The following is a 13,146-nucleotide window of genomic DNA, read 5'->3' as shown; positions in this document are numbered from 1 at the left end:
ACGCCTCACACTCTGGAATGATGGGGGTCAATTTTAGACGCCGATCACCCCGCTAAGGGGGTCAATTTTGCACGCCGCTCCACACCTTGCGGCAGCAGGATCTGATCGAGACGCCGTGCACCCAAGCTCGCCCAGCAGGGAGCTCCTTGAATGAGGGTGAAGGCCCGCGCGGTTTCGAAGCCCTCGGCAAGCGCCAGGCAAGAAGCCGCCCGCCCTCCCCCTTGCCATGCCCCCTGCCCTGGCCGCCCCAGCATGAGCTTCATGCGGTACTTGCCGGTTTCCCGGTCGAGGAAGATGCGCTGGATGGCAGTCAGTCGCCGCCCTTCGCGCACGGCCACGAGCAAGGCGGGATGGAACGTGGTCCAGGGCTTGGGACGATAAGGACAGCGTGGATGAAATCGGAGATCATCGGTAGGCGGCTCGAGATGCCGCAGCGTCAGGTAACGCTCAGCGAGAGTGCCCGGGATCGGAAGCCCCTCCTCCCAGAGCCGTGCGGCATTGCCCGAAGCGCGCGCGGGCATGTCCCGGTAGGAGTAGTGTTGCCGGATCGGTATCCGGCGCAATTCGCGCAGGACATCTTCGCGATCACAACCGGCAAAGCAAGTGACAAGAATACCGCGATCGCCCTGACGGATCGAGAGGCTTGGTGTGCTATCAGCATGCGCCGGGCACAGGCACATGGCGGTGCGGCCATGCCAGGTGCCACCGAGAGCACCTACGAGATCGATGAGTTCCTGGGATGGTCGTCGGGCTGTAAGCGGCATGGCATTCCTCCTGCTTGCATGCCCCTGCCCCTCTCCCTCTTTCTCCCGGCCATCAGATCGCGGTCCATCTGTGCTCCGGGCTGCGTGCGCGGATCGAGGAAGCGCGAATAGCCACCGGGGTGCACGGCCGGTTTGCGGATGGGATTTCCTGCGAGCGGAATGAATGCCTCGATGGCGGTGGGCCTTGTCGCCGCCTATTCGAGCGCCAGGAGAACATCGTCAGCGGCAGTTCTGGCCCTGTCCGATTCGTGGACCACCGCCAACTCGGATGCCGCCGGGAAGGAATTTGAGTTCCATTCTCGAAGCGGCGACAAGACCGATCTATGCTTGCCGCCAATTCTGGCGATCACTTGATTCGCATGGAAACCGGAGCTTGTCCGTTCGCCCGGAATGATCCCGGACTCTCCATCTGAGAGCAGCGTTGTCCTTGCATGATGGCGCCAGCTGCTACCAATTTGACTAACCACCATCCTTTTGGCATAGCTGTCCGGGATAAGGGGTCTTTTTTCGACCTTTTTCACGAACCAAGGCCAATTTGGGTTGAGAAGGGGGACAACGCCCATGCTGTCGGGTCAGATTCTCGATGCGATGATCACCTCGTGCGAGAATGCAAAAACCGTTCTGCGGCAAGCGGCGATAGATCCATCCGACAGGAAAACCCTCAATATTTCAATGGGGGCCTCGGTCGCCGCGGAGTTTCTGGGGAGGACGCCCGAAGCCCTGTCCAAGGCGGAAGCGCGTGGACGCCTTCCTGCGCCGAAGACGTCCGCCAACGGGCGCAGATATTACACGGTCGAGGATTTGATCGCGATTCGCGAAGCGCTCGGTATCAAGATGGGCAAATTGCCGTCCGAGCGAGCGGTCGTCGTGGCCGTGCAGAATTTCAAGGGCGGTGTCAGCAAATCGACCACGGGCAAGCACCTTGCCGATTATCTTGCCCTGCGGGGTTACCGGGTTCTTGTCGTGGACTGCGATCCCCAGGCTTCGATGAGCGTGATGTTCGACGTCAATCTCGAGGCCTTGGTCGACGAGACCCATACGCTGTCGAATTTCCTGTCGCCGCGCATCGACGAAGCGGATTCGCTGCGCAAGACGATCCAGAAGACAGCCTGGCCCAATATCGACATCTGCCCGGCGAACCTCGGCCTGCAGGACACCGAATGGGAACTGACCGCGACGATCGAGGAAGGACCGACAGCGATCGCGGGCGCGTTCCGCATGCTGCGGATCGGACTGGAGGAAGTTCGTCACGACTATGACGTCGTCATTCTCGACCCTCCCCCGGCCATGGGGTTTCTCGGCGTGAACACGCTGACTGCGGCCGATGGCCTGTTGATCCCCGTCCCTGCCCGGCAGCTCGACTATCTGTCGACCATTCATTTCATGCAGACCTGCCGCGAGGCGATGGATCTCGTCTCCAAGTTCGACACGTCGATCGACTATGGCTTCATTCGGGTCGTCTGCACGATGTTCCAGCCCAGTCGCACGAACGAGGCGCAGATGCTCCAGGTCATGGAGAAGACCTACGCCGGACAAATGCTCTCGACACCGATTCTGCTCTCGGAAGAGATCAAGAATGCGGGACTTTCGATGTCTTCGATTTACGAGATCAACAAACCCTACGGCTCGCATCAGACCTATGTTCGCTGCCGCGACAATCTCAACATGGTCTTCCGCGAGGTAGAGAAAGACATCTGCAAGCAGTGGCCATCGCGGATGGCGCAGCTTGGCACCGATCGGTTGACGGAGGCCGCATGAGCAGCGCGGGGGGCAGACGGCGGAGTCTCTTGGCGAACGCCATCGAAAGCATCGGCACGACACCGCCCCCGACACGCGCGGCCGATGGTCCCGTCGCCGGGGATCACGCGGATCGAGAAAAGCCCGCCGAAGAACCGGCGACACCGTCCTTCCTCGAACGGCGCGGGGTTGCGTTCGATGAGATCGCGCGCACCGTCAAGCGCCTCACCATTCGCCTGAAGCCGTCGGAATGCTCGATCTGGCCAGGCAATGCGCGCGACTATGCGGCGCTTAGCTATGACCGCTGCGCCTCCCTGATTGAATCGATCAGGGAGGAAGGAACCAATCGCGAACCGGTGGTCGTCAGGCGAACCCCCAATGCCGAACAGCCCTATGAGCTGATCGTCGGCACACGTCGTCATTTTTCGATCTCCTGGCTCCATGCGAACAACCATAGCGAGATCGAACTCGTAGCCCGGATCGAAACGCTCGATGACGAAGGCGCCTTCCGTCTCGCGGACCTGGAAAACCGGGAGCGCGAGGACGTCACCGATCTCGAGCGGGCCCGAAATTATCGGCACGCGGTGGAAGCCTATTATAATGGCGTCAGGGCGCAGATGGCCGAGCGCCTGGCGATCCCCAAGCAGAATCTTCACAATCTGCTGCAACTCGCCGAACTCCCCGACGAGGTGGTGAGCGCATTTGCGGAACCAGGCGACCTGAAGGTCCGTCACGGCATGCGCCTGTCGCCGCTCATCAAGGATGAGCGCTATCGCGACGCCATTCTCGGTGAGGCGGCCATAATCGCCGCCGAGCAGAAAGAGCTGCTGGCCGCCGGCGCGGAAAAGATCGAGGGCAGCAAAGTCTGCGAACGCCTGGCCGCGGCCGTGACACCTTCCAGGCCTGCGCCTTCGCCAAAGGCGAAGCCGGCTCTGACGGCAGCTTCGGGCAAGGAGATCGGACAAGTTCTCGCCGATACCAAGGCGAAGGGCATCACGATCAACATCAATCCAAAAGGCCGCGCATCGGTCGATGAGATTCTGGACGCACTGCGTCCGGTCATCGAGAGCGCGAGATTTGCGCGATAATGAGAATCCACAATAAATCTTTTATTTTCAAATCGTTATGATGGAGTAAAACGCGTTTTACGCGTGTTGCAGGACATGAGATGCCACAGGACTACCGCGAAGACGGTCAAGTAGACCTCTTTCTGCCGCAACTGACGGCACTGCCGCTTCGCGACCAGCGCGAAATGATGGAACGCCCATTCTTTTCCCTGTCCAAGCGCAAGCGCCTGAAGCCGATCGACTATGTCAGTCCGGACCGAAAAGTTACCGTCCATGTTTCGGCCAACTCGGAATATGGCCTCGCCACGATCTACGATCTCGACATCCTGATCTACTGCGCCTCGGTGCTCATCGAACATAAGCGCCGCGGTGCGAACGACATTCCGCAAACCTTGAACGTCGTGCCCTACGACATGCTCAGGACACTCAAACGCGAGGTCGGCGGCCGAGCCTATGACTTGCTGGGCAATGCGCTTGACCGTCTGCAGTCAACCACGGTGAAGACCAATATCCGCTCGGGCGACGCTGTCGAAACCACTTTCTCCTGGATCGACAGCTACAGTCAGCTCAAGGACCGCACGGGCAACGTGCGAGGTATGCGCATCACCCTCGCCAAGTGGTTTTACGACGGCGTGCTGATGGAAGGCGGCGTCCTCGCGATCGATCCCGCCTATTTCTCGCTCACCGGGGGGAGAGAACGCTGGCTGTACCGGGTTGCGCGCAAGCACGCCGGCGGCGCCGGAACGGACGGCTTCGCGATCTCCATGCCGACGCTGTTCGAAAAATCGGGCGCGGAAGGTGACTATCGTCGCTTCAAATTCGAGATGACCAAGATCGTCCGGGAAAACGCGCTGCCGGGTTACGCGCTCGAACTGGAATTGCGCGCAGAGGCCGAACCGTTCCTGCGCATGGTCAGGCGCAACCTCACGAGCGAACCCGGAGCCCCCTCCCCTGCCCTGGTCCAGACTGCACCCACGCCTGGCCGGGCTACTCCTTCCGCACAAGACAAGGCGATCGACGAACCGCCGATCGCCTTCCCGGAATATGGACATATCGCCCATAGCGCCTTTGGCGCCATCGCACGGGCCAACCTGCCCGAACCGCAGCGTGACCACGGCATGGTCGCCGACGACTTTCGGTCATTCCTGAGGCAGCGCGAAATCGCATACGACGCCAGGAACATCACGCAGATCTTCGCAACATTCTGTTCGAAGCAACGCGCGGCGCTGTAGCGCGCTACAGCGCCGCTTCGAACAGCGCGGCCTTTCAGGAACAACCTTCCGCTACCCGAGTTGCGCATAGTTCTTGCGTTCCTGAAGTACCGACGGACAAGGGCCGGCAGTTGCGCGGCCCCTCCCCACCGAGCACCCCGTCCTACCGGGACGCTATCCCATAGAATATGAGATCTCAGCCATGACGCGGGGCTGAGCGGCCGGGCGTTGCCGCCATTATTTTCGCCTATTACGCTGTGCGGGCCGAAGTCACAGCCACCTTGGCCAAGCCGTTACGTCCTTCCGGGCCAGGCTCGGGCATCGATCATCCCACCAGTTGACCGGCGCCGGGTACATCAGGAACGCGGACACCCTTTCGATCATCGCACGTCGTTTCCAAGCAACCAGGATATAAGCCGGATAAAGCAGATGGCGGGTCAATCTCGTGCCGGCGCTTCCTGGAACGAGAGGGAAGGGAAGGGGGGAACGCTGCGATCGTTCATCGAGATCGGCTCCGCGGCAATCGATCAGGCGTTCCTGAAATACCGTGCGGAGGAAAACTCCGCCGCCTCGGTCCGCCATGGCAGACGAGATCAAACGGCCGAGCCCAATAGGCGGCCGTTCCCAAAGTACCGCGCCATCGACGTGTATTCACGCCTCGCCAGGCCCGGAGATGATGGCCCGGCGACCGCCGTTTCAAGCGCCCGGCAGCCAGTCATTGAAGTTCAAACCAGAGCGAAACTCCGCTCCAGAGGCTGGCCGCCTGTCTCGATCGGCCCTTCGTTCCTAATATACCGTGGGAGAGTCGGGAGGCCTTGCCGATTTCCCGGCCAGCAAGTGCCCGAGTGTCATGATCGCGGCTACAAGAGTGGCTATCAACTGTGTCCGCCTGTGTCGTCAGGAAGCTCAAAACTCCGGGAAATCAGGGATGTAGCATCGAGTAAAACGCGTTTTACCGCCCTTTCCGCCCCGATCTCCAATGACCCGCCCACACGGTATTTCAGGAACGGCGCACGGTACATTGGGAACCGAATCACGGTCCAATGGGAACACCGCACAGGGTATTTCAGGAACGGTCAGACGGTATTACGGGAACGCGCTGAATTCCCCGACTCGTGATGAATCCATGAGTCGCGTCCGGCGCATCCACAGCCTAACTTTCTATCTTTATTTCTAAAGGAATTAACGGCGCCTGCGGCGCTTCTCCCTTTCTTTGAAAAGATTGAAGGGGGAGGGGACGCCATCGGCAAGCACCGAACACAATGACAAGGCCCAGTGCCCGATCTCGCACGAGCATAGAGCATCCAGAGGATGGCGTTCAACATCCGCTGCCGAACCGTGCATCGCCCGCCTCCCGATCAATCAGCGCGACAACACTCGACGATGCGCACTCGAAGCTGGTCCCATCATCTTGGCTACCCTGCCTTGATTCCCGCGGACGATGGCGGACGAGATCCCGGTTCACCTCATCCTGTCGCCTGACCTACCTCATCACCGGGTCTGCCTCGACGCCTTCGAAAGAATCGAATGTCGGCGAGCCCAGATCGAAGTCCAAACTCTCGAGGGCCTGTTGGAAGCCTGGATCTACCTCGATGCTGAACGTCTGCCATCGAACGGGCATCCAGCTGGCGTAGCGCTCACGCGACATCACCTCGTTCGATCAGCTTGTGAAATGTTAGGGTACATACCGCCGAAGCCAGGGTGCTTCATATCCAGCGCACCCCTCAAAATCGGAACAAACCGAGAAATAGTCCTAAAACGCCGCCAGAGCCTTACCAGGCGCTTTTGGGCCTTCTGGCATCCACGGCCTCATGAATAGCGTCAAATCGCTCTGTGCGGGCGTCTGGCTGGGCCGTATTTTGGGCCAGTTGTCACAAGTTTGTGATCAAAATCAGAGCGCACATGATTGTGAACCCCACTTGCTCCCACCGCAAATTCGCATTTGATTCGCAACACCTGTCATGGCGACGAAAGCTTTGGCCCGCGCGCGCTTGTAAGCAGCTTGTCGATGGCGGCCATTTCCTGATCAAATGCATCGAAAGCCACGGTGAGGTCGCGGCTCGCGGGCAGGGGAGGGGGCTCCTTCGCCGGACGGCCGCGCTTCGGTGCTGCATAACCGAATTCGACCGCAAGGTCCGGTGGCAGAAACAGCCGCCAGCTGCGCCGCTGGGTAATCTCGACCAGAAGATCCGCGGCGACGGCCCGCTCCAGCAGCTTGCTCGCTCCGGCGACGCTGAGGGCCAGCGCATCGGCAACTCCCTGGGGCGATAGCAGCGGGCGATGATGCGTGAGCGCGAGCAGCCGGGGGAGGGCGCCCGGACGGAATGCTTCGACGATCGCGCGTTGGGCGTTGCGATGAAATTTCTCCAGATCGTGAAGCCGTTCCAGACCCTCGCGCGCCGATCGTTCGAGCGCCCGCAACACCGCCAGCCAATCATCGGCGTCGGGTTTGCGCTTCAGCCGGAACGCCTTGGCGCCGCCGGCGAGGCAGGGGAGGGTGCTCGCGGAGAGGCCGCTATCGCGTAGCGCGAACGGCAGGCCGAGCCAGGGCAGGATGCCGCCATCCGCCAGCGCGTGTTGGCGGACCTGATCGAGCGCGCGGACGAGGGCAGGGTGCTGCGTGGCAACCGCCGGCGCGCTGATGGCGGTGGGCAGCGTATCGCGCCAGGCGAGCGGGTCGGGATCGGCGAGCGCCGCGGCCCACGCATCGAAGCGGTCGAACAGGTCGAGGGTGGTCGAGCGCAGCGGCCGGCCGGGGATCTGGAGCCCGCAACCCCAGGAAAATACGTCGATTTCGTCGACCTCGGCCGATTGCAGTTGCAGCGCCCGCGCATAGCCTGACCAGGTAGCCCGCCGGTTCCATGCCGAGGCGGCGGAACTGACGGAAATTCGGGCATCCAGGCGAGAAATGGACGCGGTGCAAGACGCTATGGCTGCCGCCATTTGTGGGGTATAATCGGGGCCATAAGAGGCGGGCGAGGGCATGTCAGCCATGCCCAATAGTGAACTGAAAGCAAAGTTCAGTAAAGTATGCCCGGATGCCTAGTGTTGATAATGGATCGTTATCAACACTAGGCAAGGCGTGCTTGCACAGTAGCAGCACATTTGCTACGTGAGGAATTGACCGAATCCGAGCTAGAGGAGTGCCGTCGTGGCCGCCGCCGCCCATCAACCGCCGCGTCGTAAGCAGCGCGCCATCACTATCCGCTCCGATCATGCCTTGAAGCGGCTGGAACTGCTCGCGCGCGACGGGCGTAGCCAGGTAGAAATCATCGAGGAGGCGCTCGATCGAATGCCGCTTCCACCCGCGAGCGATGGTGCGACCTTTCGTGCGGAAGTGGAGGCCATTCTCGCGGGAGTGCCCAAGCGTAAATATCCGACGATGGCCGAGATTGATGCGGAGATGTGGGATGAGAACGGTTTGCCCCGATGATCATTGACACGTCGGCATTGATCGCTGTGCTCACCGATGAGGACGGTAGGGACGCCTTGCTAGATGCGATCATTGCCGAGCGAGGTGGAATACCGGCACCCGCCTGTGTTGAGTTCTTGCGGGTCGCTAGCAATCAGCGCTTTGGCTTGCGGGAGAAAGCCAAGGAGATGCTCGCGAGTTTCGAGCGCGGCGGCTGCACGACGCTGGCGTTCACTGCGGACCACGCACAGATCGCTATCGAGGCCGAGCCGCGTTACGGCTCGGGCAACGGCAATGGTGGTCCGCTCAACCTGCTTGATCTCATGGTCTATGCGGTGGCCAAGGACAGCGGAGAGCCGCTGCTGTGCACGGGCAAGGATTTCGCGGCGACGGACATCGCGCTCCATGACGCGAGCCGGCCGTGGTGACCGACGTGTCAACTGGTGCGTGTTCCATGGTAACCTTGGAGGCAGGCGAGAGCATGGCTGAACCCATCCTCCGCCGCGCCATTGTCGAGGATGTCCCCGAAATCCGGGCGCTCGTCCAGCGTGCCTATGCTCGCTGGCTCGGCGTCACGCCCCGGCCGCCCAAGCCGCTCGCTGCCGATTATGATCGGGCCTTCGGTGCGCACCGTTTCGACGTGCTCGTGCACAAGGGCGAACTGGTCGCGCTGATCGAAACGGTCGCAGAAGGCAGGGAATTGCTGATCGTCAATGTCGCGGTGGATCCCGGCCGCCAGCGCGAGGGGTTGGGGCTGCGCCTGATGCGCCATGCCGAGGACATCGCGCGGGCCAGCGGGCTTCAGGGTACGCGCCTCTATACCAACGTACGCATGACCGCGAACATCGCGCTCTACGAACGGCTCGGCTATGTCCGCGAACGCGAAGTCGATCATGGCGACGGGATGGTCGCGGTCCATATGGTGCGGGTGCTGGACGCATGACGCCGGCATCGGCCTTGCAAGGCGGCTTGCCGGCGCTTGCGAGCGAGACCGCGGATCTGATCGAGGACGTGCGGGCATTGGTCGGAACGACTGCGTCGATCGATGAAAGCCTCCTCGATGCCGCGCTGCGGGGTTGGTCGGCCAATACACGGCGCGCGTTCCGCTCGGACCTGACACTCTGGGGCGCCTGGTGCCGCAAGCGCCGCGTTCCGGCGGCACAGGCAACGCCCGAACTCGCGGCGGCCTGGATACGCGCGCTGGCCGGCGTCGACGCCTCCGACGAGGCGGTTCGCGCCATGGCGACGATCGAACGCTATCTCGTCAATGTGGGCTGGGCGTACCGCATGGCCGGTCTTGACGATCCCACCGCGGCTCCGCTGGTCAAGCTGGAGAAGAAGGCTGCGCGCAAGAGTCTTGGCGTACGCCAGCGGCAGGCGAGGGCGATCCGGTTCAAGGGTGAGATTTCTGATTTCGACAGTCCGGCTTCCGGCGTGTGTCTTTCCCATCTGCTGCGGGCTTGCCGTCGCGATCTGCTGGGTCTGCGCGACGAGGCGCTGCTGCGCACGGCGTACGACAGCGCGGGCCGCCGCTCGGAACTCGTCGCGATCCATGTCGATCATGTCGACGGACCGGACGCAAATGGTGCAGGGGCGTTGTTCGTGCCTTCGAGCAAGACCGACCAGGAAGGGGAGGGGGCCTGGGCCTATCTTTCGCCCGCGACAATGAACGCGATTGCGCGCTGGCGTGACGCGGGCCATGTCGACCGCGGTGCCCTGTTCCGGAGGGTGGAGACCCATTTTGACGGTTCGGTGCGAAGCGTGGGGCGCGCCGGCCTGCATCCCAACAGCATCACCTTGATCTACAAGCGACTGATCAGGTCCGCCTTCGACAAGAAGCTCCTTGGTCCTTTGACCGACGCTGAGCTCAAACGCTGGCTTTCGGCGGTGTCGAGCCATTCGATCCGGGTGGGGGTGGCGCAGGACAATTTTGCGGCTGGCGAGAGTCTCCCCGCGATCATGCAGGCTTATCGTTGGCGCGATCCCAGGACTGTCATGCGCTATGGCGCCAGACTGGCGACGAAGAGTGGGGCAGGGGCGCGGATGGCAGCTCGGATGGCGGTTTCATCCCCAGAGGCAGGAGAAGGGTAAAGCGGCGAGATGATCTCCAAAATCGATCGTCTGGCCATGGTCGTAAAGCACGGCACCGGTGCTGGAGGCGCTGGGTGGAATGGCAGGGTAGCAGCATGTCTACCGAAACATGCGCTAACGCTTCGATGAAAGAAGATTGGCGTCCATCTGAAATTATAGCGTCGTCCAAATGAAATTAGAAATGAGGGTTCGAATTCAGAATATGGGAGCGGACAGCGCGCCGGCCTTCTTGACCTCCCTCGATCGGCGATGCTCATCGACAGGCGCTCGGTAAGATCGGGGAAGGGGTGGTGTGACAGGTTGGAGGCGTGCGCTTTTGTTCCGACCGGCATTTCCTCGCTCGGTGAGTACAGGCATCCACGATGGCATCGACCATGATTTCCGGCTCGTCATGGCGACCATCGGTATAATTGACGACGTGTGTCCACTAAGCGCGCTGCTTCGCGGGGCAGCGCGCTTAGTTGTCTGCACCTTCCGTCTGATCGACTACGACGTTTTTCATGGGCGTTTCCGGCAGTCTTACATCGACAGCGGGTCCGTCGGGGGCGGGAGCCCATTCGGTAGACTGGGCGGCCGTCTCGGGTGGCGGGGCCTGCTCGACCTTGCCGAGAGGGTTCGCAAACCAGACGATCGTCAGGATGAAGAGCGCGAGGAGTGCGAGAATCCAGAACCATTTTGAACTGGATCTGCTCGATGGCGTCGGCGGCGTCATGACCCTTTATCCTAATCTTCCCATTGCCGCATGTGAGGCAATCGGTTGTTGAGGCGCACACCAAGCATCTCAGGCGATCATCGGAAATCCGTAACTTTCCGGATCGATCGATTTGCTTCAGGCTTGCGGCGGAGACATCTTCACCCGACAAATGCAGTCTCTCGCGGAAACGCAGGGCGAGAAGAAGCTGGTGTTCGTCACCTTCGGCGGGGATATTGTGCAGCACGGCGACGGGCAGTTTCGCCAGCAGGTAGAGACCGGAGGAACGCCGCGCTATCTCTACTGGGATAGCCGTGCCGAATGGGACATTGCTAATCTGAGAATTGATCGAAGGCTTCGACAGCCTGCGCGGCATACATGAGGCTGGGACCGGCGCCCATGTAGAGGGCCATGCCCATCGTCTCCATGACCTCGTCGCGCGTCGCGCCCTGCTTAACTGCCGCCTTGGCATGGAAGGCCACGCAGCCGTCGCAGCGGATCGCGACCGAGATGGCGAGCGCGATCAGTTCCTTGGTTTTGGCGTCGAGCGTTCCTGCCTGGGTTGCCGCCGCCGCCATCGCGGAAAAGGCCTTCATCACTTCGGGTGTGCCGAGCCGCACTTCCTTGATGGCGACGTTCAATTCGTCGGCCATTTTCGGCCAGTCCTTGTGCATGTGTCCCTCTCCTGTTGAAGCTCAGCGCCCGATGAGGGCGAGCAGCCGGTAGGCGGCTACGATGCGATCACTTTGCGCCCTGGCCTCGCTGACGGCGGCCGCAGCTGCCTCCCGCTCCGCGTCGAGCAGGTCGAGCTGGGGTTTCATGCCGACACGGACCTCATGGCGAACGCTGTCGCGGGCCTGGGCGGCGGCAAGGGCCTGGCTGGCAGCGGCGGTTTCGACCAACATGGCGGACCGCACGCCCTGAAAGACACTGATCGTCTGTTCATCGACTGCGGAGCGCGCCGCGCGCACGCGGGCGTCGGCCGCTCTTACCGCGCTGTCGGATTCGGTGATTTTAGCCGAGACACGTCCGCCCGAGAACAACTGCCAGCGCGCGCGCACGCCGACTGTCGCGCCGTCGGCGCGATAATCGGGGAAGAACTGATCGCGGATCGTCGAGCCTTCGGCGAAGGCGCCGACCGTGGGCAGTCGTTCGGCCCGTGCGCCTCTCGCGCCAGCGCGCGCCGCTTCCAACGCTGCTTCGGCCTGGGCGAGAGCAGGATTGTTAGCCCGGGCGATGTTGAGCGCTTCATCGAGCGATCCCGGCATGGCCGGGTTCGCCGGGAGAGGCTGCAAATCCTGCGGCGCAAGGCCGGTCAGATTGGTGAACCGCGCATCGGCCGAGACGGCAACGCCCCGCGCCGCTTCAAGGGCAGCCTGTGCTTCGGCGAGCCGCGCCGCAGCCTGCGCAACATCGGTGCTGGGACTTTCCCCGGCTTTGTAGCGAAGACGGGCCTGGCGCTGGATCTCCTCCATCTGCCCGACCATCTGTTCGTAGAGCGCGACCATGCGCTGCGTGGTCAGCACATCGCCATAGGCCTGGACCGTTGCGACGATGATCTGGCTGCGCGTCATGTGTTCGCCCGCGTGCGCGGCCGCACTGCCTGCTTTCGCCTGCGCGACGCCTGCGCTGACCCTGCCGCCCATGAATAGCGGCTGTTCGATGGTGAGCTGTGCCGCGCGCGGGGTGACGTTCGCCGCCGGAAGCCCGAAATAGCCCTGCGGATCGAGCCGGCCATAGCCGATCGTTCCACTGAGCGTCGCGGTGGGAAGACCCTGGCCCCGTGCTTCCTTGATCCGGGCATCGGCGGCATCGGCATCGGCGCGCGCCGCTTCGATCTCGGGCGCATGGGTCATGGCGGCCGCGATCGCCTCTTCCAGCGTCGTCGCCTGCGCCGGCACGGCGGCGCTCGCGAGCAGGCAGGCCAGCAGGGGCAAGGGGATCGGCGCGGATCGCCTCATTTGAAGGCGGTCCCCGGACGAACGCCCAGCGCTTTGAACACCATCGCGGCGGGGCAGAAGCCGGTGAAGCTCGCCTGGATCATATTGAGACCGGCAAAAACAGTGAGCGCGAGCCACCAGGGATGCACGGTGAGCGAGAGGACGACGCTCAGCAGCACGACACTTCCGGCGAACGCCATCACGGCACGATCGAGAGTCATCTTGTGCACCCC

14 protein-coding genes are annotated in these 13,146 nt (G+C 62.2%); 8 read left to right on the top strand and 6 right to left on the bottom strand.

Annotated elements, in window-relative coordinates:
* Positions 1–44: 44 nt before the first annotated feature.
* The gene (locus tag G432_RS21065) at positions 45–764 is read right to left on the bottom strand and encodes a DUF7146 domain-containing protein (protein WP_015460582.1); all 720 of its coding nucleotides are present in this window, start codon (positions 762–764) and stop codon (positions 45–47) included.
* A gap of 171 nt (positions 765–935) precedes the next feature.
* Between G432_RS21065 and G432_RS23510 the strand changes: the two genes are divergently transcribed.
* From G432_RS23510 to G432_RS21050, 4 genes are all read left to right on the top strand, one after another.
* Positions 936–1,118, top strand: coding sequence for a hypothetical protein (locus tag G432_RS23510; RefSeq protein WP_020819384.1), 183 nt, complete (start codon positions 936–938; stop codon positions 1,116–1,118).
* Between the two features lie 207 nt (positions 1,119–1,325).
* Entirely contained in the window at positions 1,326–2,522 is a 1,197-nt protein-coding gene (locus tag G432_RS21060) for an AAA family ATPase (protein ID WP_015460581.1), read from the top strand.
* Positions 2,519–3,589, top strand: coding sequence for a ParB/RepB/Spo0J family partition protein (locus tag G432_RS21055; RefSeq protein WP_015460580.1), 1,071 nt, complete (start codon positions 2,519–2,521; stop codon positions 3,587–3,589). The genes G432_RS21060 and G432_RS21055 overlap by 4 nt, the downstream gene beginning before the upstream one ends.
* 80 nt (positions 3,590–3,669) lie before the next feature.
* On the top strand, positions 3,670–4,800 hold the full coding sequence (locus G432_RS21050) for a replication initiator protein A (RefSeq protein WP_015460579.1): 1,131 nt from the start codon (positions 3,670–3,672) through the stop codon (positions 4,798–4,800).
* 1,938 nt (positions 4,801–6,738) lie between these two features.
* On the opposite strand, the gene G432_RS21045 is transcribed toward G432_RS21050, so the two are convergent.
* Complete coding sequence (locus G432_RS21045) at positions 6,739–7,722, bottom strand: hypothetical protein (RefSeq protein WP_015460578.1); 984 nt, start codon at positions 7,720–7,722, stop codon at positions 6,739–6,741.
* A 208-nt stretch (positions 7,723–7,930) separates the two neighbouring features.
* Between G432_RS21045 and G432_RS21040 the strand changes: the two genes are divergently transcribed.
* Genes G432_RS21040 through G432_RS21025 form a run of 4 tightly spaced genes read left to right on the top strand, consistent with a single transcriptional unit; the run spans position 7,931 to position 10,282 of the window.
* Positions 7,931–8,212: a hypothetical protein gene (locus tag G432_RS21040; protein ID WP_015460577.1), complete on the top strand. Its 282-nt coding sequence runs from the start codon at positions 7,931–7,933 to the stop codon at positions 8,210–8,212.
* The gene (locus G432_RS21035; protein WP_015460576.1) at positions 8,209–8,619 is read left to right on the top strand and encodes a type II toxin-antitoxin system VapC family toxin; all 411 of its coding nucleotides are present in this window, start codon (positions 8,209–8,211) and stop codon (positions 8,617–8,619) included. The genes G432_RS21040 and G432_RS21035 overlap by 4 nt, the downstream gene beginning before the upstream one ends.
* Positions 8,620–8,672: 53 nt before the next feature.
* Positions 8,673–9,134 carry a GNAT family N-acetyltransferase gene (locus G432_RS21030; RefSeq protein ID WP_015460575.1) on the top strand — a complete coding sequence of 154 codons (462 nt, stop codon included), beginning with the start codon at positions 8,673–8,675 and terminating at the stop codon, positions 9,132–9,134.
* A complete protein-coding gene (locus G432_RS21025; protein ID WP_015460574.1) occupies positions 9,131–10,282 on the top strand; it encodes a tyrosine-type recombinase/integrase in 1,152 nt (383 codons plus the stop codon). The genes G432_RS21030 and G432_RS21025 overlap by 4 nt, the downstream gene beginning before the upstream one ends.
* 457 nt (positions 10,283–10,739) lie before the next feature.
* Here G432_RS21025 and G432_RS22895 read toward each other — a convergent pair whose 3' ends face one another.
* The 4 genes from G432_RS22895 to G432_RS21005 form a co-directional block, all read right to left on the bottom strand.
* The gene (locus tag G432_RS22895) at positions 10,740–10,994 is read right to left on the bottom strand and encodes a hypothetical protein (RefSeq protein ID WP_015460573.1); all 255 of its coding nucleotides are present in this window, start codon (positions 10,992–10,994) and stop codon (positions 10,740–10,742) included.
* A gap of 311 nt (positions 10,995–11,305) precedes the next feature.
* The gene (locus tag G432_RS21015) at positions 11,306–11,647 is read right to left on the bottom strand and encodes a carboxymuconolactone decarboxylase family protein (protein ID WP_015460572.1); all 342 of its coding nucleotides are present in this window, start codon (positions 11,645–11,647) and stop codon (positions 11,306–11,308) included.
* Positions 11,648–11,668: 21 nt separating this feature from the next.
* Complete coding sequence (locus G432_RS21010; protein WP_041865633.1) at positions 11,669–12,934, bottom strand: TolC family outer membrane protein; 1,266 nt, start codon at positions 12,932–12,934, stop codon at positions 11,669–11,671.
* Complete coding sequence (locus G432_RS21005; RefSeq protein WP_015460570.1) at positions 12,931–13,134, bottom strand: YgaP family membrane protein; 204 nt, start codon at positions 13,132–13,134, stop codon at positions 12,931–12,933. The genes G432_RS21010 and G432_RS21005 overlap by 4 nt, the downstream gene beginning before the upstream one ends.
* Positions 13,135–13,146 lie beyond the last annotated feature (12 nt).

This window comes from Sphingomonas sp. MM-1, from assembly GCF_000347675.2.
Lineage (GTDB): Bacteria > Pseudomonadota > Alphaproteobacteria > Sphingomonadales > Sphingomonadaceae > Sphingomonas_E > Sphingomonas_E fennica.
Note: the sequence above shows the minus strand (reverse complement) of the source record. Positions and strands in the feature narration are given on the sequence as shown.

Excerpts from the sequence above, each read along its gene's own strand:
- G432_RS21035 (WP_015460576.1), top strand. The coding sequence starts at position 8,209 with ATGATCATTGACACGTCGGCATTGATCGCTGTGCTCACCGATGAGGAC.
- G432_RS22895 (WP_015460573.1), bottom strand. The coding sequence starts at position 10,994 with ATGACGCCGCCGACGCCATCGAGCAGATCCAGTTCAAAATGGTTCTGG.
- G432_RS21065 (WP_015460582.1), bottom strand. The coding sequence starts at position 764 with ATGCCGCTTACAGCCCGACGACCATCCCAGGAACTCATCGATCTCGTA.
- G432_RS21055 (WP_015460580.1), top strand. The coding sequence starts at position 2,519 with ATGAGCAGCGCGGGGGGCAGACGGCGGAGTCTCTTGGCGAACGCCATC.
- G432_RS21005 (WP_015460570.1), bottom strand. The coding sequence starts at position 13,134 with ATGACTCTCGATCGTGCCGTGATGGCGTTCGCCGGAAGTGTCGTGCTG.
- G432_RS21010 (WP_041865633.1), bottom strand. The coding sequence starts at position 12,934 with ATGAGGCGATCCGCGCCGATCCCCTTGCCCCTGCTGGCCTGCCTGCTC.
- G432_RS23510 (WP_020819384.1), top strand. The coding sequence starts at position 936 with ATGGCGGTGGGCCTTGTCGCCGCCTATTCGAGCGCCAGGAGAACATCG.
- G432_RS21045 (WP_015460578.1), bottom strand. The coding sequence starts at position 7,722 with ATGGCGGCAGCCATAGCGTCTTGCACCGCGTCCATTTCTCGCCTGGAT.
- G432_RS21060 (WP_015460581.1), top strand. The coding sequence starts at position 1,326 with ATGCTGTCGGGTCAGATTCTCGATGCGATGATCACCTCGTGCGAGAAT.
- G432_RS21015 (WP_015460572.1), bottom strand. The coding sequence starts at position 11,647 with ATGCACAAGGACTGGCCGAAAATGGCCGACGAATTGAACGTCGCCATC.
- G432_RS21030 (WP_015460575.1), top strand. The coding sequence starts at position 8,673 with ATGGCTGAACCCATCCTCCGCCGCGCCATTGTCGAGGATGTCCCCGAA.
- G432_RS21025 (WP_015460574.1), top strand. The coding sequence starts at position 9,131 with ATGACGCCGGCATCGGCCTTGCAAGGCGGCTTGCCGGCGCTTGCGAGC.
- G432_RS21050 (WP_015460579.1), top strand. The coding sequence starts at position 3,670 with ATGCCACAGGACTACCGCGAAGACGGTCAAGTAGACCTCTTTCTGCCG.